Consider the following 19,746-nt stretch of genomic DNA (forward strand, 5'->3'; position numbering starts at 1 on the left):
CGTGCCGTTGCTTGCGGTACCGGCGGTACCACCTTTATTGTCGGCACTATGCGACGTCGTGCGCCGATCCACCTCGGTTCTGGAGAGCCGGTCCTGCTGCTGCACCCCTTCCTGTTATCCCAGGCAGTGTGGGAGGCGGTGGCCCAGCAGCTGGCCGATACCGGCCGCTACGAGGTGTTCGCCCCGACGATGGCCGGCCACAACGGTGGACCGCCGGCAGGCACCTGGCTGCTCAGCTCGTCGGTGCTGGCCGACCACGTGGAACAACAGCTCGACGAACTGGGCTGGGATACCGCTCACATCGTGGGCAACTCGCTGGGCGGCTGGGTCGCCTACGAGCTCGAGCGGCGCGGCCGGGCGCGCAGCGTCACCGGCGTCGCCGCGGCCGGCGGCTGGACGCGCTGGAGCCCGGTCAAATTCGAGGTGATCGGCAAGTTCGTCGCCGGAATGCCGATTTTGCTGTTGACCCGGTTGCTCGGCCAACGCACGCTGCGCCTGCCCTTCAGCCGCCTGCTGGCCACCCTGCCGCTGAGCGGATCGCCGGACGGTGTCAGCGAGCGCCAATTGAGCGCCATCGTCGATGACGCCGCCCACTGCCCGGCCTACTTCCAGATGTTGATCAAATCGCTGTTTCTGCCGGGATTGCGGGAGCTGGCGCACACCGCGGTCCCGGCGCATGTGGTGCTTTGCGAGAAGGATCGCGTGGTCCCGCCGCGCCGGTTCAGCCGACACTTCACCGAGTTCCTGCCCGAGGGAGCGACGGTGACCACGCTCGACGGCGTCGGTCATGTTCCGATGTTCGAAGCGCCCGGCCGGGTCACCGAGGTAATCGTGGAGTTCCTCGATCAGTGCACCCAGCCGTCGCGGCAGGCCGTCAACCCACCGGCCAGTTAGTCGAGCGCTTTCTTCAGGTGCGACCCGAACGCGTGTGAAACCTGGGCGTTCAGCGTGCACAGCGGGCGGACAAATCGCCTGAATCCCGCCCTGGTGTCACCCGCGAAGCCCAGAGTTCACACTCGACGCGGGGGGCCTAGTCGAGCGCTTTCTTCAGGTTGTCGGCGATCGAACCCAGGAACTCCTCGCTCTGCTGCCACTTTTGGTCTGGACCGATGAGGATGGCGAGGTCCTTGGTCATCTTCCCGCTTTCGACGGTGCCGATGACGACCTCTTCCACCTTCTGGGCGAAGTCGATCACCTCCGGCGTCTTGTCCAGCTTGCCGCGGTGCTGCAACCCCCGCGTCCAGGCGAAGATCGAGGCGATCGGGTTCGTCGAGGTGGGCTTGCCGGCCTGGTACTGCCGGTAGTGCCGGGTGACGGTGCCGTGGGCGGCTTCGGCCTCGACCGTCCTGCCGTCGGCGGTCATCAGTACCGAGGTCATCAGGCCCAGTGAGCCGTAGCCCTGCGCGACGGTGTCCGACTGGACGTCGCCGTCGTAGTTCTTGCAGGCCCACACGTAGCCGCCCTCCCACTTCAGGCAGGCGGCGACCATGTCATCGATCAGCCGGTGCTCGTAGGTGAGACCTTCGGCTTCGAACTGCTCTTTGAATTCCTCGTCGTAGATGCGCTGGAATTCGTCTTTGAACATGCCGTCGTAGGCCTTGAGGATGGTGTTCTTGGTGGACAGGTACACCGGCCATTTGGCGTTCAGGCCGTAGGCGAACGAGGCGCGCGCGAAGTCGCGGATGGAGTCCTTGAAGTTGTACATCCCCATCACGACGCCGCCGTGTTCGGGGATGGACACCATCTCGTGCACGATCGGCTTGCTGCCGTCTGAGGGAGTGAAAGTTATTGCGACGGTGCCGGGCCGGTCGACTTTGAAGTTGGTCGCCCGGTACTGGTCACCAAAAGCGTGACGGCCGATCACGATCGGTTTGGTCCAGCCCGGAACCAGGCGCGGGACATTGGAGATCACAATCGGCTCTCGGAAAATGGTGCCGCCCAGGATGTTTCGGATCGTCCCGTTCGGCGAGAGCCACATCTTCTTCAAGTTGAACTCGTGGACCCGTGCCTCGTCGGGGGTGATCGTCGCGCACTTGATGCCCACGCCGTGCTTCTTGATGGCATAGGCCGCGTCGATCGTCACCTGGTCGTCGGTGCGGTCGCGGTGCTCGATGCCCAGGTCGTAGTAGTCCAGATTGATGTCGAGGTGCGGGAGGATCAGCATGTCCTTGATCAGCTTCCAGATGACGCGGGTCATCTCGTCGCCGTCGAGTTCCACTACGGGACCCTCGACTTTGATCTTGGGTGCGTTGGACATATCGACGCCGACTTCCTCCTTGCGGGGTCCGTTACGGCCTCAGCCTTGCGACGCCGCTAGCGTTTCATTGAACGTCTTACTCGGCCGCATGACTGCCGTCGTCTTCTCGGTGTCCGGCTGATAGTAGCCGCCGATGTCGACCGTCTCGCCCTGCACCTTGGCAAATTCGGCCACGATGGCGTCCTCGTTCTGGCCCAAGGAGTCGGCCAGCGCGGCGAAATGGTTGCGCAACTCTTCGTCGTCGTTTTGCGCGGCAAGTTCCTGGGCCCAGTACAGCGCCAGGTAAAACTGGCTGCCGCGGTTGTCGAGTTCACCGGTCTTGCGCGACGGGTTCTTATTGTTCTCCAACAGCTTGCCGATCGCGGCATCCAGCGTCTTGCCCAGAATCCGGGCGCGCTCGTTATCGGTCTTGATACCGAGGTCTTCGAAACACGCTCCCAGAGCAAGGTATTCACCGAGGGAATCCCAGCGCAGATGATTTTCCTCGACAAGTTGGTGGACGTGCTTAGGCGCTGAACCGCCGGCTCCGGTTTCATACATTCCGCCGCCGGCCATCAACGGCACGATGGACAGCATCTTGGCGCTGGTGCCCAGCTCGAGGATCGGGAACAGGTCGGTCAGGTAGTCGCGCAGGATGTTTCCGGTCGCCGCGATGGTGTCCTGCCCGCGCATCGCGCGCTCGATCGTGTGCCGCATAGCTCGTTCCTGCGACATGATTTGAATGTCGAGGCCTTCGGTGTCGTGGTCGGCAAGGTAGGTGTTCACCTTCTTGCGCAATTCGCTTTCGTGCGGGCGCCACACGTCCAGCCAGAACACCACTGGCATGCCCGAGTTTCGTGCCCGGGTGACGGCCAGCTTGACCCAGTCGCGGATCGGCTCGTCCCGGACGATGGGCATGCGCCAGATGTCGCCGGCTTCCACGTTTTGCGACAGCAGGACATCCCCGGTGTCGAGGTCGACGATGTTGGCGACGCCGTCTTCGGGGATCTCGAACGTCTTGTCGTGCGAGCCGTACTCTTCGGCCTGCTGTGCCATCAAGCCGACGTTGGGCACGGTGCCCATCGTGGTCGGATCGAACTGCCCGTGGGTTTTACAGAAGTTGATGATCTCCTGGTAGATCCGGGAAAACGTTGATTCGGGGTTGACTGCCTTGGTGTCCTTCTGCCGCCCGTCGGCGCCCCACATCTTGCCGCCGGCACGGATCATTGCCGGCATCGACGCATCCACGATGACGTCGCTGGGCGAATGGAAGTTGGTGATGCCCTTGGCCGAATCGACCATGGCCAGCTCGGGGCGGTGTTCGTGGCAGGCGTGCAGATCGCGGATGATCTCGTCGTGCTGTGTGGCGGGCAGCGATTCGATCTTGTTGTAGAGGTCAACCAATCCGTTGTTGACGTCGACGCCGAGTTCGTCAAACAGCTCCTGATGCTTGGCGAAGGCATCCTTGTAGAAGATCTTGACGGCGTGACCGAAGACGATGGGGTGGGATACCTTCATCATTGTCGCTTTGACGTGCAGTGAGAACATCACGCCGGTCTTGTAGGCGTCCTCCATCTCCGCCTCGTAGAACTCGCAGAGGGCCTTGCGGCTCATGAACATGCTGTCGATGATGTCGCCGTCGCGCAGCGACACCATGGGCTTGAGCACGATCGTCTTGCCGCTTTTGCTCTGTAGCTCCATCTTCACGTTGCGCGCGCGGTCCACCGTCATCGACTTTTCGCCGTGGTAGAAGTCGCCGTGCCTCATGGTCGCGACATGGGTGCGCGACGCCTGGGACCAGTCCGCCATGCTGTGCGGGTGCTTGCGCGCGTACTCCTTGACCGCGTTGGGCGCGCGGCGGTCCGAGTTTCCTTGCCGCAGTACCGGGTTGACCGCACTACCAAGGCACTTGGCGTAGCGGTCGCGGATTTCCTTGTCCGCGTCGGTCTTCGGACTCTGCGGATATTCCGGAATCTTGAATCCCTTGCCCTGCAGCTCCTTGACGGCGGCGATCAGCTGGGGCACCGAGGCGCTGATGTTCGGCAGCTTGATGATATTGGTGTCGGCCAACTTCGCCAGCTTGCCCAGTTCGCCGAGGTTGTCCGGCACCCGCTGCTCGTCGGTCAGGTCCTCGGGGAACTCGGCGAGAATCCGAGCCGCCACGGAGATGTCACTGGTCTTGATCTCGATGTCCGCCGGCTCGGCAAAGGCGCGCACGATCGGCAGGAAGGCGTAAGTCGCCAGCAACGGCGCTTCGTCGGTCAACGTGTAGATGACGGTCGGCTTTTCGGCGCTCACGGTCCCTCTCCCGGCGTCAATATTTCCAATATCGGTCCAGATCCTCTGGGGGGCTCAGCGTTCTGGCTGCCACGTTATCAAGGGCGTTTAAGCAGGTGTCGACCTGTATGTGCACCGCGCGTTGGCGAGGAGTCGACACAGTAAGATAATCTTTGTATTGGTCATGAGCGCCAGCATCAAGCCCCGGCTTGCTGGCCGGCAACCCTCCAACCGCGGTGGGGTGCCCCGGGTGATGACCAGGTTGAGTAGCCATACGACCGGCTATCCGGCAAGCGCGGGTCCGCCATGACGGGCCCCTGAGTAGACAGGGAAACGTAAGGTGACCACCGACAACACCGAGAACGAGACGGATCCGACTGCGCATTGGTCCTTCGAAACCAAGCAGGTTCATGCCGGCCAGCAGCCCGACCCGGCCACCAACGCGCGCGCGCTGCCGATCTACCAGACCACGTCGTACGTCTTTGACGACACCACCCACGCCGCGGCCCTGTTCGGGCTCGAAGTCCCGGGCAACATCTACACCCGGATCGGCAACCCGACCACCGATGTTGTCGAACAGCGCATCGCCGCGCTCGAGGGCGGCGTCGCCGCGCTGTTCTTGAGCTCCGGGCAAGCCGCTGAGACATTCGCCATATTGAACCTCGCGGGTGCCGGCGATCACATTGTGTCCAGCCCGCGCCTCTACGGCGGCACTTATAACCTGTTCCACTATTCGCTGGCCAAGCTCGGCATCGAGACCAGCTTCGTCGAGGATCCCGACGATCTGGACTCGTGGCAGGCGGCGGTACGGCCCAACACCAAGGCCTTCTTCGCGGAGACGATCTCCAACCCGCAGATCGACATCCTGGACACTCCCGGGGTCGCCGGGGTTGCCCACGCCAACGGTGTGCCGCTGATCGTCGACAACACCATTGCCACTCCCTACCTGATCCAGCCGTTCACGCAGGGCGCCGACATCGTGGTGCACTCCGCCACCAAGTACCTGGGCGGGCACGGCTCGGCGATCGCCGGAGTCATCGTCGACGGGGGCACCTTCGACTGGACGCAGGGCCGCTTCCCCGGATTCACGACGCCCGACCCCAGCTACCACGGTGTGGTTTTCGCGGAGCTGGGACCGCCGGCATTCGCTCTCAAGGCGCGGGTGCAATTGCTGCGCGACTACGGGTCTGCGGCCGCACCGTTCAACGCGTTCTTGGTGGCCCAAGGCCTGGAGACGCTGAGCCTGCGGATCGAGCGCCACGTCGCCAACGCGCAACGGGTCGCCGAATTCCTGGAGGGTCACGACGGCGTGCTGTCCGTCAACTACGCGGGGCTACCCAGCTCACCGTGGCATGAGCTGGCAAAGAAGTTGGCGCCCAAGGGAACCGGCGCCGTGCTGGCGTTCGAACTGGCCGGTGGCATCGAGGCCGGGAAGGCGTTCGTGAACGCGCTGCAACTGCACAGCCACGTCGCCAACATCGGCGACGTGCGCTCGCTGGTGATTCATCCGGCATCGACCACCCACGCGCAGCTGAGCCCCGCCGAGCAACTGACCACCGGCGTTACCCCCGGGCTGGTGCGGCTGGCCGTCGGCATCGAGGGCATCGACGACATCTTGGCCGATCTCGAGCTCGGCTTCGCCGCGGCACGGAAATTCGGTGCGTCCGCCGGTGCCAGTGGCGACCCGCAGGCCGTGGCCGCCTTCTGAGGACTTTGACATGACGATTTTTGACGTCCCCACGCAAACGCTGCCCGCCGAAGGCGAGGTCGGCCTGGTCGACATCGGCTCGATGACCACGGAAAGCGGCGCGGTCATCGACAACGTCTCTATCGCCGTGCAGCGCTGGGGTGAGCTATCACCGACGCGCGACAACGTGGTGGTGGTACTGCACGCCCTCACCGGCGATTCCCACATCACCGGCTCTGCCGGGCCCGGGCATCCCACGCCCGGCTGGTGGGACGGAGTCGCGGGGCCGGGCGCACCGATCGACACCGACCGATGGTGTGCGGTAGCCACCAATGTGCTGGGCGGGTGCCGCGGCTCTACCGGGCCGAGTTCTCTTGCCCGAGACGGAAAGCCGTGGGGCTCCCGATTTCCGCTGATCACCGTGCGCGACCAGGTGGAGGCGGACATCGCCGCACTGCACGCGCTGGGTATCAGCCAGGTTGCCGCCGTCGTCGGCGGATCCATGGGCGGCGCAAGGGCTTTGGAATGGATGGTCGGCCACCCCGACCGGGTTCGGGCCGGATTGCTGCTGGCCGTCGGCGCCCGTGCCACCGCCGACCAGATCGGCACCCAGACCACCCAGATCGCGGCGATCAAGGCCGACCCGAATTGGCAGGGTGGCGACTACCACGACACCGGCCGCACCCCGGATGCCGGGCTGGCGATCGCGCGCCGCTTCGCACACCTGACCTACCGCGGCGAAGTCGAGCTCGACACCAGGTTCGGCAACGACAGCCAAGGCGACGAGGAACCGTCGCACGGTGGGCGCTACGCGGTGCAGAGCTACCTGGAGCATCAGGGTGACAAGATCCTGGCCCGTTTTGACGCCGGCAGTTACGTGATCCTGACCGAGACGCTGAACAGTCACGACGTCGGCCGCGGCCGCGGCGGGGTTGATAAAGCGTTGCGCAGGTGCCCGGTACCGGCCGTGGTCGGTGGCATCACCTCCGACCGGCTCTATCCGCTGCGCCTGCAGCAGGAGCTGGCCGAGCTGCTGCCGGGCTGCACTGGGCTACAGGTTGTCGAATCTGCCTGCGGGCATGACGGCTTTCTCGTGGCAACCGATGCGGTGGGTGAATTGATCCGCAAGACACTGGATTTGGCCGCGAATGAAGGCGTGTGTCGGCGATGACACGGTCTCGGGACGACCGCTCCCTGTCGTTCGGTTCGGCGGCCGCAGCTTATGAACGTGGACGCCCGTCGTATCCACCCGAGGCGATCGACTGGCTGCTGCCCCGAGGCGCCCGCAAAGTGCTCGACCTGGGTGCGGGTACCGGCAAGCTGACCACCCGCCTGGTGGAACGTGGCCTTGACGTCGTGGCCGTGGACCCGATTCCGGACATGCTCGAAGTGCTCCGCGCCTCGCTGCCGGAAACCCGTGCACTGCTGGGCACCGCCGAAGAGATTCCGTTGGAGGACAACAGCGTTGACGCCGTGCTGGTCGCCCAGGCCTGGCACTGGGTGGATCCGGAACGGGCGATTCCGGAGATAGCCCGCGTGTTGCGACCCGGCGGCCGGCTGGGCCTGGTGTGGAACACCCGCGACGAGCGGCTGGGCTGGGTGCGCGAGCTCGGCCAGATCATCGGCAGCGATGGGGACGGGCGTCGCTTCGACGTGACGCTGCCGCCACCGTTCGCCGAGCGACAGCGCCATCAGGTCGAATGGACGAATTACCTTACGCCGCAGGCGTTGATCGACTTGGTGGCCTCACGCAGCTACTGCATCACGTCCCCGGCCGACGTCCGCACCCAAACCCTCGACCAGGTGCGCGAGTTGCTGGCCACCCATCCGGCGCTGGCGAATTCGACCGGCTTGGCGATGCCCTACGTCACCGTGTGCATCCGGGCGGCGCTGGCCGGCTGAGGATAGAGTGGCGGCGTTGGAGTTGCAGGTGGCGCCGTTGGTGCGTGGTTCGCGGCGGCCGCCGATCGTGAAAGTCGGTGGTGCGCGATGACCGGGTCCGGTGTCGAGGCCGCTGCGGCCGCGCGGGAAGTCATGCGCTCCGACGAGGATGCAGCCGCGGGGTATCGGGAGTGGCGGGCCGCCGCCGAGCGGGCCGGTCAAAGAGTATTGCGGGAGCCGCACGGCACCTACGTGTTATGGCGCCGCGACGATGTACTCGCCGCCATGCGTGATGGCGAAGTCTTCGCCAGCCGCCAGGGTGAATTGATGCCCGGCAATCCACCGTTCGGCCCGTACCGGGAAATCTTGCTGGAGCTGCTCAATCCGGGCAGTTCGCGGGAAATGTTGAAGCCCGTGCGTGTGCTCATCGATGATGGCATCGGCGAGATCGCGACGAAACTTGACCGCTGCGATGGTGCGCGTGCCGCTGACGCTCTTTGTCACGCAGCAGCCGTGTCGGCGTGCGGGCTGCCGGCGAACATTGGTCTCGAAGCGGTCACCCCGGCGCTGATTGGGAAGCTTCGCCGGGCGCCGCTGGGTGGCTTTGATGTGATCAGCCGCCTGGCCACCGAACCCGTCACCGACGAAGAGATAATCGGACTGATGGGGTCGGTGGTCCGCGGTTTCATGTTCGCGTCATTCCCTATCAAGGCCGGACTCGCGGTGCTGGCGCGAAAGCCGATGCTTCAGCAGGAGCTACGCGAAACCCCAAGCCGGCAAGGTGATTTCATCGAGGAGCTGCTGCGGCTGGATGGTGGGGCGAAGACCGTTTCACGAATCACCACTCGCAGTGTGACGATCGGCGAAACGACGATCCCAGCCAGGTCCCCTGTCGAATTGTGTGTCGGTCTGGTTCACCGCGACGAGTCCGACGTGATGTCAGGTCAGGACATGAAACTGGATGGCTCGCATCGGAATTGGAGTTTTGGCGGAGGCCCGCATCGGTGTCCGGCATCCCACCTGGCCCGGGATCTGCTGAGCGCGTTCTTTGAGGTGTGGCTAGCCGAGGTCCCGTTTTTCTGGTTCGACTGGAAAGGTGGCGCCGTCCCCAAAGCGTGGCATCCCAGAGCCTACGGCCCGGTGCCGGTCGCGATTTTCGACGGTTGGGTTCCGACTTGTGTGCCGCTGAGGTGGTGAGACCAGCGGGGTGCTCAGAATTTCAGACCGGAGAACATGATCTGGTTGGGGTCGTACTTCTGCCGCACGCTGGTCAGTTGCGACAGATTCGAGCCGAAGTAGCGTGACGCCGCGCTGTTGGGCTCCAGGTAATTGACGTACCCGCCAACCGAAAACTGTTGTACCGCTTGGTGGGCGGAGCTCAGCCACTGAGTGGCCGCTGACAGCTGGTTGGCCGCGGGCTCGACGTACCACTGCAGCACCGCGGACTGTTTACGCCACGGGAAGGCCGAATCCCCGGGGGCCACGTCGGCGATGGCTCCGCCGAGCGGATCAACGAGCAATGAAGCCCTTCCGCCGGAGGCGGGCCATTGGCCGATCGCGGTGGCGACAGCATGGGCCGCAGCCGAATTCAACGTGGTGATCACGTCGGATCCGGCCACGAAGCCGCGCGGCGGTGATGTCGAGCTGCCACCGGCCAGATACGTCACCAGGTCCATTCGGTTCATCGTCTTGTTGGTCACCGCGCTGGGCTGCAAACCGACTGCGGATTTGATCGCGTCGGCCATCCCTGCCGCGCCGCCGGCCGGGCAGGTCGCCAGGATATGGCAGTCGGGCTGGCCCGTACCGACCGCGAGATCGACCATGGCCCAAGCATTTCGGTCGGCTCCGTCCAGCCAGGACTGCCAGCCGACGAGCACCTGGACAGCCGACGACGGGGCGAAATCGAGCCGGACAATGTCGGTGTCTCCGGTGCCGAAGGTCGCGAAGGTCATCGATGTCGTCACCCCGAAATTGCCGCCGCCGCCGCCACGAAGTGCCCAGAACAGATCCGGATGATCGTTGGCGGACGCGGTGACCACGTCGCCGCTCGGAAGCACCACCGTGGCCGACTGAAGCGCGTCGCAAGCCAGCCCGGCATGCCGGGAATCGGCTCCTATCCCCCCGCCGAGCGTCAGCCCCGCGACTCCGACGGTTGGGCAACTGCCCGTCGGGACCGCGCGACCGGCGCTGGCGCACGCCTGATGTACCGCCCACAGATTCGTCGCCGGCGTTACCGTGACGTTGCCGCCGTCGAGGTTCGCCCCGCCCGGAAGTCCGCGCAGGTCAAGCACCATCGTCCCGTTGGCGCTCGACGCGCCGACGTAGGAATGCCCACCGCCGCGCGGTGCGATCTTGAGCTTGTTCGCCGTCGCGAATGCAACCGCCTTTTGAACGTCGGCTTGCGAGGACACCCTGACGACGGCCGCCGGGCTGGAGTTGTTGTAGAACGAGTTGAATACCTGCTTGCTCGAAGCGAATTGGGCGCCACTGGCCGGCAGCAGGACGCTGCCGCCAATGGTGGAGGCCAAGCCATTCCAGCCGGCGGTGGCGGCGCCGGGGTCCGCGGCAGCACGCGTGGTCCCGAACACCGCTCCCGTCGCCAACATTGAAACGGCGCCTCGAAGAAACGTTTGCCGCGAGATCCCAGGATCCATGAGCCGGATTCTTAACCATTTCTCACTGAAATTTCCGGCGGCACAGCACGTGTCAGATCACAGTGTGGCTTCGATTGCCCAGCACCCGATCCCTCCTCTTTTGTAACAGCTTCCGCGCAATAATCGATGTCTCAGATGCGTCGCGCTCATGAAACGCATAGTGTGCAAACCTTGATCGTCCCGTGTTCTAAACGTGACAGCCATCGAGCAGTCTTCCTAGAGTGATTTGAGTGCCCTAAGAGCACTCCGCGACAGATGGGGAAGCTGTCCATGAAAGCAGTTGCCGCTGCGAACGGTTGGGTCTGGACGTTTCGCCATCAACCCCTGACGATCCGCTTGCTGACCGCGGTGGCCGGCCTGCTGACCGTGGCGGCGGCCTTTGGGGCACCTCCGGCCGAGGCGGATGCGCACCAAGACGACGAATTCATCGACTCGCTGAACCACGCCGGCGTCGACTTCGGCCAACCGGGAAACGCGATGGCCGTGGGTGAATCCGTCTGCCCGATGCTGGCCCAGCCCGGCGGCAGCTTCGCCGGGGCCGTGTCGAGCATCAGACACCAGGGCATGTCACCGAGGATGGCGCAGGTGTTCACCACGATCGCAATTCAGACGTACTGCCCGCAGGCGATGGCGAACTTGGCCAGCGGCAACATGCCCAACATGCCCGGCGGTATGCCCGGAATGCCCGGAATGCCCGGCGGTATGCCGGGTATGGGAATGCCGGGCGCGGGTATACCGGGAATGCCGGGCGCGGGAATGCCCGGCGCGGGAATGCCGGGGCTGCCGCAGATTGCCGGCCCGGGGATTTAGCCCGTACCAAGGGGATCGATGGTCCACGCGATATAGACCATCGCCGCCCCGACCGTCGCGGTCGTCGCGAAGTCAATGCCCTTGCTGCGCACCACCAAAAGGCCGGCGCGATCATCGGATAGCACCACCCGCAAGACTGCGGCGACGCCAACAGCGATGCCGATGAGCAGGGAGCCACGGCGCCAGAAGTTGGCGCCCACCAACGCGAAAGCCGTAGTGAAGATCAGCCCGACCAGCAGGATCGGCCACTGGGCTTTCGCTGCGGTCTTCGCCAAACTCATTGCCGCTCAGCCAACTCGACCACATTCGTCAGCAGGAAAGCCCGGGTCAGCGGGCCGACGCCGCCGGGGTTGGGCGACACGTGGCCGGCAACCTCCCACACGTCCGGGTGCACATCGCCGACCAGCCCGTCCTCAGTGCGACTGACGCCGACGTCGAGCACCGCGGCGCCCGGGCGCACCATGTCGGCGGTCAGCAGGTGCGGAACGCCGACGCCGGCGACGATGATGTCGGCCTGCCTGGTCAACGCCGGTAAGTCGCGAGTTCCGGTGTGGCACAACGTCACCGTCGCGTTCTCGGATCGGCGCGTCAGCAGCAGACCCAATGGCCGACCGACCGTGACACCGCGGCCGATCACGACCACGTGCGCCCCGGCGATCTCGACGTCGTAGCGGCGCAACAGGTGCACGATGCCGCGCGGGGTGCACGGCAGCGGGGCCGGGTTGTTGAGCACCAGCCGGCCCAGGTTGGTCGGGTGCAGCCCGTCGGCGTCCTTGGCGGGATCGACGCGCTCCAGCGCCGCGTTCTCGTCGAGCTGTTTGGGCAGCGGCAACTGCACGATGTAACCGGTGCAGTCGGGGTTGGCGTTCAGCTCGTCGATCGTCTCGTTCAACTTGGCCGTAGAGATGTCGGCAGGCAGATCGCGGCGTATCGAGGTGATGCCCACCTTCGCGCAGTCCGAATGCTTGCCGCGCACGTAGGCCTGGGAGCCCGGATCGTCGCCGACCAGGATGGTGCCCAGCCCGGGCGTACGACCCGCCGCGGTCAGTGCGGCCACCCGTTCCTTGAGGTCGACGAAGATCTCGTCGCGGGTGGCCTTGCCGTCCAGTGTGATTGCGCCCACGTCTCACAGTCTTCCATGGCCGAGGTCTACGCTCCTGACATGGCTGCTGACCTGCACCCTCAGACAGAGCCGGTTCCCGATGTGTTCAGTCCCGCCAAGCTCGGACCGATAACGCTGCGCAACCGGACCATCAAGTCGGCCACGTTCGAAGCGCGTACGCCCGGTGGGCTGGTGAGCGACGACCTGATCGAATACCACCGACTGCCGGCCGCCGGCGGGGTCGGCATGACGACCGTCGCCTACTGCGCCGTCTCCCCCGGCGGACGCACCGAGGGCAACGGACTTTGGATGCGCCCCGAGGCGGTGCCCGGGCTGCGCCGGCTGACCGACGCGATCCACGCCGAAGGAGCAGCGGTCAGCGCGCAGATCGGCCACGCGGGTCCGGTCGCCAATGCCAAGTCCAACAAGGCCAAGGCGCTGGCGCCGGTGCGGTTCTTCAACCCGATCGGCATGCGGTTCGCCAAGAAGGCAACCCGCGACGACATCGAGGACGTGATCGCCGGGCACGCCAACGCGGCCCGGTTCGCCATGGAAGCCGGCTTCGACGCCGTCGAAATTCATTTGGGCCACAACTATTTGGCGAGTGCGTTCCTGTCTCCGCTGATCAACCGTCGCGACGACGAGTTCGGTGGATCACTGGAGAACCGGGCCAAACTTGCCCGCGGGATGGTGCTGGCGGTTCGCCGCGCCGTGGACAAAGAGGGCACGCCGATCGCCGTCACCGCCAAGCTCAACATGGCCGACGGGGTCCGCGGCGGGATCAGCACCGAAGAGTCGCTGATCACCGCGAAGTGGCTTCAGGACGACGGCGCGCTGGATGCGATCGAACTGACGGCGGGCAGCTCGCTGGTCAACCCGATGTATCTGTTCCGCGGCGACGCACCGCTCAAAGAGTTCGCCGGAGCCTTCAAGCCGCCGCTGAGCTGGGGCATGCGCATGACGGGCAAAAAGTTCCTGCGCGAATACCCTTACCGCGAGGCGTATCTGCTGCGCGATGCCAAGCTGTTTCGCGACGAGCTGTCGATGCCGCTGATCCTGCTCGGTGGCATCACCAGCCGGGAGACGATGGACCTCGCGATGGCCGAGGGATTCGAGTTCGTCGCGATGGCCCGGGCGCTGCTGGCCGAACCGGATTTGATCAATCGACTCGCCGCCGACGGCACCCACCACAGCGTCCATTCGGCGTGCACGCACTGCAATCGGTGTATGCCGACCATCTACACCCGTACCCGCTGTGTCGTCACGGGAGCGCCCGACTCAGTCGCATAAAGGGCCCGACGTGCCGCATTGGCGCGAATGGTCAATGAGGTCCACGAGCTAGAGTTGTGGCGATGAATGCACCAGCCGCGCCGACGTTAACCGTTCGGTACGACGGGTCGGAACGCACCTTCGCGGCAGGTCACGACGTGGTGGTGGGACGCGATCTGCGAGCCGACATGCGCATCACGCACCCCTTGATTTCGCGTGCTCATCTGTTGCTGCGCTTCGACCAGGGCCGGTGGCTGGCGATCGACAACAGTTCCCTCAACGGGTCTTTCGCCAACGGCCGCAAGGTGCCGGTAATCGATATCCATGACGGTCAGAGCATCAACATCGGAAACCCGGACGGGCCGTTGCTGACCTTCGCGGTCGGACACCACCAGGGAATGGCCGGGCGCCCGCCGCGGACCGAGTCGATGGGTATCGCAATGGCGCCTCAGCCCTCCGCAATGGCGTGGCCGGCGTCACAGGCGTCGGGGCAGCCGGGTCATCCGCTTGCTGCTCCGCCCGGACCGCCGCCTGCGCGCCCGATCGCCTGGAGCGCGTCGCCGCCGCCGCGACCGCATCCCGGCCCGCCCGGTCAGTGGCCGGCGCCACCGGGACCACCGGGACCACCGGGGCAACCGGGACCACCGGGGCAACCGGGACCACCGGGGCAACCGATATATCCGACTTCGGTGGCGCGACCGCCCGTTTATCCGGGCGGCGCCCCGCCCAACTATCCGCCGCCGCAGAAGTCCGGTGTGGCGCCCATGCCTGCCTCACCGCAGACGCAGATGTCGCCCGTGGAAGCCAAACCGCCTGAGGTGTCGAACCTCGCGACGAAGATGTTCCAAGCGTTGTTGCCGTCACGGTCCGGGGCGTTGCAGAAACCGTCGGGCGCGCTCACGATCGGCCGCGCCACCGACAACGACATCGTCATCCAGGACGTCCTGGCGTCGCGCCATCACGCGTTCTTGACCCAGACGCCGCTCGGCACCGAGATCCGGGATGCGCACAGCATCAACGGGACCTTCGTCAACGGTGTCCGCGTCGGTTCCGCGGTGCTGACCGAGGGCGACGTGGTCACGATCGGCAACGTCGACCTGGTCTTCACCCGGGACACCCTGGTCCGGCGCACCGAAGCGGCCACGCGCACCGGCGGCCTGGAGGTGAACTCGGTCTGCTACACCGTCGACCAGGGGAAAAAGCAGCTGCTCGACCACATCTCGCTGACCGCCCGCCCCGGCACCCTGACCGCCATCATCGGTGGGTCCGGCGCCGGCAAGACCACGCTGTCGCGGCTGATCGCCGGCTACACGAGCCCCACCTCCGGCTCGGTGACCTTCGAGGGTCACAACATCCACACCGAGTACGCCTCGCTGCGCAGCCGGATCGGAATGGTCCCCCAGGACGACGTCGTGCACCGCCAGCTGACCGTCAACCAGGCACTCGGCTACGCGGCCGAACTGCGGCTGCCGCCCGACACCAGCCAGGCCGACCGCGAGCAGGTGGTGTCCCAGGTGCTCGAGGAACTCGAGCTGACCAAACACGCCGACACCCGGGTCGACAAGCTGTCCGGCGGACAGCGCAAACGTGCCTCGGTGGCGCTGGAATTGCTTACCGGACCGTCGCTGCTGATCCTCGACGAACCCACCACCGGGCTGGACCCGGCGCTGGACCGTCAGGTGATGATGATGCTGCGCCAGCTGGCCGACGCCGGCCGCGTGGTGCTGATCGTCACGCACTCGGTGTCCTACCTCGACGTCTGCGATCAGTTGCTGCTGGTCGCCCCCGGCGGCAAGACGGCGTTCCTCGGTCCGCCCAGCCAGATCGGTGCGGCGATGGGGACCAGCAACTGGGCGGACATTTTCGCCAAGGTGGGCGCCGACCCCGACGAGGCCAACCGCCGCTTCCTGGCCGAAAACCAGCACCAGCTGCCGGCCGTTCCCTCCGAACACAGTCCGGCTGCCGATTTGGGCGAACCGGTACACACCGACGTGCTGCGCCAGTTCTCCACGATTGCGCGACGCCAGATTCGGCTGGTGATCTCCGACCGCGGCTACACGGTGTTCCTCGCGCTGTTGCCGTTTCTCATCGGTGTCCTGACCCTCACCGTTCGCGGCAAGAGCGGATACGGCATGTCCGACCCGCTGGGCAACAACCCCGCTCAGCCCGACCAGATTCTGGTCATGCTCAACGTCGGCGCGGTGTTCATGGGTACCGCCCTGACGATCCGCGACCTGATCGGCGAGCGTCCGATCTTCAAGCGTGAGCAGGCGGTCGGCCTGTCGACGGCGGCCTACATGGGCGCCAAAATCGTGGTGTTCTCGACATTTGCGATTGTTCAGGCGGCGATTGCCACGGCGATCTCCGTGATCGGTTGGGGCACACCGATCTCCAACGCCGTAATCCTGGGCAACGTCAACTTCGAGCTGTTCGTCACCGTGGCCGCGACCTGCGTGGGTGCCGCACTGCTCGGCATGGCGCTATCGTCGCTGGCTCAATCCCAAGACCAGATCATGCCGATGCTGGTGGTGTCGATCATGAGCCAGCTGGTGTTCTCCGGCGGCATGATCTGGGTGACCGACCGGATCGTGCTCGACCAGTTGTCGTGGGCCACCCCCGCCCGGTGGGGCTTCGCGGCGTCGGCGTCGACGATCGACGCCCACCGGCTGATACCGGGTCCGACCGACCCCAAAGACCAGCACTGGAATCACACCAAGAGCGCATGGCTGTTCGATATGGCGATGCTCGGAGTCCTGTGCGTAACCTATAGCGCAATCGTCTGGTGGAAGATTCGGCTGAAACGACGCTGAACTGATGAATAGCCCTGCGCAACCGGTGCTGACGGTGCGGTCCAACCGTTCCGAAGTCAGTTTTGCGCCCGGAGGCGATGTCATCGTCGGAAGCGACGTGCGGGCCGACCTACGCGTGGCGCATCCGCTGGTCACCCGCGCGCACCTGTTGCTGCGCTTCGATCACGGCAGATGGGTTGCGGTGGACAACAATTCGCGCAGCGGCATCTTCGTCGACGGCCGCCGGGTGCCGATGGTCGACATCCGCGACGGCCAGACCATCAACCTGGGCGGTCCCGACGGACCGCGGATCGTCTTCGCGGTCGGACACCATCAGGGGGCGGTCGGCCTGCTCCCGCCGACGACGCACGCGGTCCCGGCGATCCCGCCGCCCGAGAGCTCCCTGGATCGGCCCACCGACGTGCTACACACCACCGCCGTGCCGATCGTCCGGCCCACCGTGACCACCCAGGCCGTACCCCAGGACGCGACTCAGGTGGCCCAACCCGCGGGCACCGACATGTCGCAGTTTCCGACCCGGGTGCTGAAGGTCGTGGGACCCGGATCGGATCTGCAGGGGCCGATCGCGGGTACCACCTGGATCGGCCGCGAGCTCGACAACGACATCGTCATTCACGACGTGTTGGCGTCGCGCCATCATGCCGTGTTGGAGCCGACACCCGCCGGCATCGAGATCCGCGACGCGAACAGCATCAACGGGACGTTCGTCAACGGGGTCCGGGTCGGGTCGGCACTGCTTGCCGACGGCGACGTCGTCACGATCGGCAACGTCGACCTGGTATTCACCGCCGGCATGCTGGCCCGCCGCCAGGAAGCGGCGACGCGCACCGGCGGCCTGGAGGTGCGCGAGGTCGGCTTCGCCATCAACGGGAAGGATCTGCTCCAGCAGATCTCAATGGCGGCGCGGCCCGGCACGCTCACAGCCATCATCGGCGGTTCCGGCGCCGGCAAGTCGACACTGTCGCGGCTGATCGCCGGCTACACCACCCCCACCTCCGGCTCGGTCACCTTCGAGGGCCACAACATCCACACCGCGTACGCCTCGCTGCGCAGCAGGATCGGAATGGTCCCCCAGGACGACGTCGTGCACCGCCAGTTGACCGTCAATCAGGCGCTGGGCTACGCGGCCGAACTGCGGCTGCCGCCGGACACCAGCAAGGCCGACCGCGACCAGGTCGTCGCCCAGGTCCTCGACGAGCTGGGACTGACGGCGCATGCCGACACCCGCGTCGACAAGCTCTCCGGCGGCCAGCGCAAACGCGCCTCGGTGGCCCTCGAATTGCTCACCGGGCCGTCGCTGCTGATCCTCGACGAGCCGACCTCGGGGCTGGACCCGGCGCTGGACCTGCAGGTCATGACGATGCTGCGGCAACTGGCCGACGCCGGCCGCGTCGTGCTGGTCGTCACGCACTCGCTGACCTATCTCGACGTCTGCGATCAGGTGTTGCTGATGGCGCCTGGCGGCAAGATCGCGTTCCTGGGCTCACCCGACCAGATCGGGGATGCGATGGGAACCACCAACTGGGCCCAGATTTTCGGGAAGGTCGGCGCCGACCCCGACGAAGCCAATCGCCGTTTCTTGGCCCGGCAGGATCGCACGCCACCTGTCCGGGCGGAGACGCCGGCCGATCTGGGCGCCCCGGCGCGCACCAGCATGCTTCGCCAGTTCTCCACGATCGCCCGCCGCCAGATTCGCTTGATCGTCTCCGACCGCGCCTACTTCGCGTTCCTGGCGTTGTTGCCGTTCATTCTGGGTGCGTTGTCGCTGACCGTTCCCGGCACCACCGGGTTCGGCGTCGCCGACCCGACCAGCGAGACGCCCGACGAGGCCGCGCAGATCCTGACGCTGCTGTCGATCGCCGCGGTCTTCATGGGTACCGCGTTGACAATCCGCGATCTGATCGGTGAGCGCCCCATCTTCCAGCGCGAGCAGGCCGTCGGCCTGTCCACCGGGGCCTACCTGAGCGCCAAGATCACCGTGTTCTGCGCGTTCGCCGTCGCCCAGGCGGCGATCGCGACGGGCATCGTGCTGGTGGGCAAGGGCGCACCCAAACAGTCGGCGCTGCTGCTCGGGAATGCCAGCCTGGAGCTGTTCGTCACCGTCGCCGCGACCTGTGTGGCCTCGGCGATTCTCGGCCTGGTGCTGTCGTCGATCGCCCGGTCCAACGAGCAGATCATGCCGCTGCTGGTGGTGTCGCTGATGCTGCAGCTGGTGCTTGCCGGTGGCCTGATTCCGGTGACCGGCCGGGTCTTCCTCGACCAGCTGTCCTGGCTCATGCCCTCGCGCTGGGGCTATGCGGCATCCGCGTCGACGGTCAATCTGCGGGCGCTGGTACCGATCGGCGCGAAGGACAGTCATTGGGCGCACACGGACAGTGCGTGGCTGCTCGATATGGGGATGCTCGGCGCGCTGTCGGTGATCTATTCGGTGATCGTGTGGTGGCGCATCCGGCTGCGGCGCTAATCCGCTGTGGCGTCCAGGCGCAGCCCGTGCGCCAGTGCGAACGCCATGGCCTGCGCGATGTCCACGCGCACACCCGCCAGCGTGGCGGTTCGCCACAACGCCGGATCGGCGATCGCGCCGCGCAGGTCGGCGTCATCGAGCCGGGTACCGGTGGTCCGCGCGCCCGCCAGGTCGGCGCCGCGCAGCACGGCCTTACGCAGGTCGGTCTCCACCAGGCTGGCCTCCCGCAGCCGGCAGCCGCTCAGGTCGACGCCCCGCAGGTCGTTGCCGCCGAGCGCCGCGAGCGTGAAATCCACCTCGTCGAACGTTATCGGCCGCAGCCGGCACTGCACAAAGACCGACCCCAGCATGCTGCACTGCGCAAATGTGCTGTGCCACAGCGTAGTTCGCTCGAATCTGCAGTTACGGAAAGCCGATCCGCGGTGTTGCGACTCGGACAGGTTGACGCCGCTGAAATCGCATTCGGTGAACACGACCCGTTCGGTGCGCAACCGGCTGAGGTCATCGTCCCGGAAATCACGACCCGTGAACTCGCGATCGGCCCACTGCTGCAACG

At 65.8% G+C, this 19,746-nt stretch carries 15 protein-coding genes and 1 riboswitch; of the genes, 9 read left to right on the forward strand and 6 right to left on the reverse strand.

Features of this window, described 5'->3' with window-relative positions; genetic code table 11:
- Positions 1 to 93 precede the first annotated feature (93 nt).
- Positions 94 to 894, forward strand: coding sequence for an alpha/beta fold hydrolase (locus tag ACTXG5_RS00515; protein WP_445164625.1), 801 nt, complete (start codon positions 94 to 96; stop codon positions 892 to 894).
- 136 nt (positions 895 to 1,030) lie between these two features.
- Here ACTXG5_RS00515 and ACTXG5_RS00520 read toward each other — a convergent pair whose 3' ends face one another.
- Together ACTXG5_RS00520 and ACTXG5_RS00525 are read right to left on the reverse strand one after the other, a co-directional pair.
- On the reverse strand, positions 1,031 to 2,257 hold the full coding sequence (locus tag ACTXG5_RS00520) for an NADP-dependent isocitrate dehydrogenase (RefSeq protein ID WP_445161848.1): 1,227 nt from the start codon (positions 2,255 to 2,257) through the stop codon (positions 1,031 to 1,033).
- Between the two features lie 39 nt (positions 2,258 to 2,296).
- A complete protein-coding gene (locus ACTXG5_RS00525) occupies positions 2,297 to 4,534 on the reverse strand; it encodes an NADP-dependent isocitrate dehydrogenase (RefSeq protein WP_445161849.1) in 2,238 nt (745 codons plus the stop codon).
- Positions 4,535 to 4,693: 159 nt separating this feature from the next.
- A riboswitch (SAM riboswitch) is annotated at positions 4,694 to 4,815 on the forward strand.
- Between the two features lie 38 nt (positions 4,816 to 4,853).
- On the opposite strand from ACTXG5_RS00525, the gene ACTXG5_RS00530 reads away from it, so the two are divergent.
- From ACTXG5_RS00530 to ACTXG5_RS00545, 4 genes are all read left to right on the forward strand, one after another.
- Complete coding sequence (locus ACTXG5_RS00530) at positions 4,854 to 6,221, forward strand: bifunctional o-acetylhomoserine/o-acetylserine sulfhydrylase (RefSeq protein WP_445161850.1); 1,368 nt, start codon at positions 4,854 to 4,856, stop codon at positions 6,219 to 6,221.
- A 10-nt stretch (positions 6,222 to 6,231) separates the two neighbouring features.
- Complete coding sequence (gene metX / locus ACTXG5_RS00535; RefSeq protein ID WP_445161851.1) at positions 6,232 to 7,371, forward strand: homoserine O-acetyltransferase MetX; 1,140 nt, start codon at positions 6,232 to 6,234, stop codon at positions 7,369 to 7,371.
- Positions 7,368 to 8,102 carry a class I SAM-dependent methyltransferase gene (locus ACTXG5_RS00540; protein WP_445161852.1) on the forward strand — a complete coding sequence of 245 codons (735 nt, stop codon included), beginning with the start codon at positions 7,368 to 7,370 and terminating at the stop codon, positions 8,100 to 8,102. The genes metX and ACTXG5_RS00540 overlap by 4 nt, the downstream gene beginning before the upstream one ends.
- An 87-nt stretch (positions 8,103 to 8,189) precedes the next feature.
- Positions 8,190 to 9,278, forward strand: coding sequence for a hypothetical protein (locus tag ACTXG5_RS00545; RefSeq protein ID WP_445161853.1), 1,089 nt, complete (start codon positions 8,190 to 8,192; stop codon positions 9,276 to 9,278).
- A 14-nt stretch (positions 9,279 to 9,292) separates the two neighbouring features.
- Here the strand turns inward: ACTXG5_RS00545 and ACTXG5_RS00550 are convergent, their stop codons facing one another.
- Positions 9,293 to 10,735, reverse strand: a complete 1,443-nt coding sequence (locus ACTXG5_RS00550) for an FAD-binding protein (RefSeq protein WP_445161854.1) — start codon at positions 10,733 to 10,735, stop codon at positions 9,293 to 9,295.
- Between the two features lie 270 nt (positions 10,736 to 11,005).
- Here ACTXG5_RS00550 and ACTXG5_RS00555 point away from each other — a divergent pair, with 270 nt between their 5' ends.
- Positions 11,006 to 11,545, forward strand: a complete 540-nt coding sequence (locus ACTXG5_RS00555) for a DUF732 domain-containing protein (RefSeq protein ID WP_445161855.1) — start codon at positions 11,006 to 11,008, stop codon at positions 11,543 to 11,545.
- On the opposite strand, the gene ACTXG5_RS00560 is transcribed toward ACTXG5_RS00555, so the two are convergent.
- Positions 11,542 to 11,826: a DUF3017 domain-containing protein gene (locus ACTXG5_RS00560; RefSeq protein WP_445161856.1), complete on the reverse strand. Its 285-nt coding sequence runs from the start codon at positions 11,824 to 11,826 to the stop codon at positions 11,542 to 11,544. The genes ACTXG5_RS00555 and ACTXG5_RS00560 overlap by 4 nt on opposite strands.
- The gene (locus tag ACTXG5_RS00565; protein WP_445161857.1) at positions 11,823 to 12,668 is read right to left on the reverse strand and encodes a bifunctional methylenetetrahydrofolate dehydrogenase/methenyltetrahydrofolate cyclohydrolase; all 846 of its coding nucleotides are present in this window, start codon (positions 12,666 to 12,668) and stop codon (positions 11,823 to 11,825) included. The genes ACTXG5_RS00560 and ACTXG5_RS00565 overlap by 4 nt, the downstream gene beginning before the upstream one ends.
- A 39-nt stretch (positions 12,669 to 12,707) precedes the next feature.
- On the opposite strand from ACTXG5_RS00565, the gene ACTXG5_RS00570 reads away from it, so the two are divergent.
- From ACTXG5_RS00570 to ACTXG5_RS00580, 3 genes are all read left to right on the forward strand, one after another.
- A complete protein-coding gene (locus ACTXG5_RS00570; protein ID WP_445161858.1) occupies positions 12,708 to 13,937 on the forward strand; it encodes an NADH:flavin oxidoreductase in 1,230 nt (409 codons plus the stop codon).
- A 62-nt stretch (positions 13,938 to 13,999) separates the two neighbouring features.
- A complete protein-coding gene (locus ACTXG5_RS00575) occupies positions 14,000 to 16,726 on the forward strand; it encodes an ATP-binding cassette domain-containing protein (RefSeq protein WP_445161859.1) in 2,727 nt (908 codons plus the stop codon).
- 4 nt (positions 16,727 to 16,730) lie between these two features.
- Positions 16,731 to 19,190, forward strand: coding sequence for an ATP-binding cassette domain-containing protein (locus ACTXG5_RS00580; protein WP_445161860.1), 2,460 nt, complete (start codon positions 16,731 to 16,733; stop codon positions 19,188 to 19,190).
- Here ACTXG5_RS00580 and ACTXG5_RS00585 read toward each other — a convergent pair.
- Positions 19,187 to 19,744, reverse strand: a complete 558-nt coding sequence (locus tag ACTXG5_RS00585) for a pentapeptide repeat-containing protein (RefSeq protein ID WP_445161861.1) — start codon at positions 19,742 to 19,744, stop codon at positions 19,187 to 19,189. The two genes, ACTXG5_RS00580 and ACTXG5_RS00585, sit on opposite strands and share 4 nt — an antisense overlap.
- Between the last annotated feature and the right edge of the window lie 2 nt (positions 19,745 to 19,746).

This window comes from Mycobacterium sp. Dal123C01 (genome assembly GCF_052566995.1).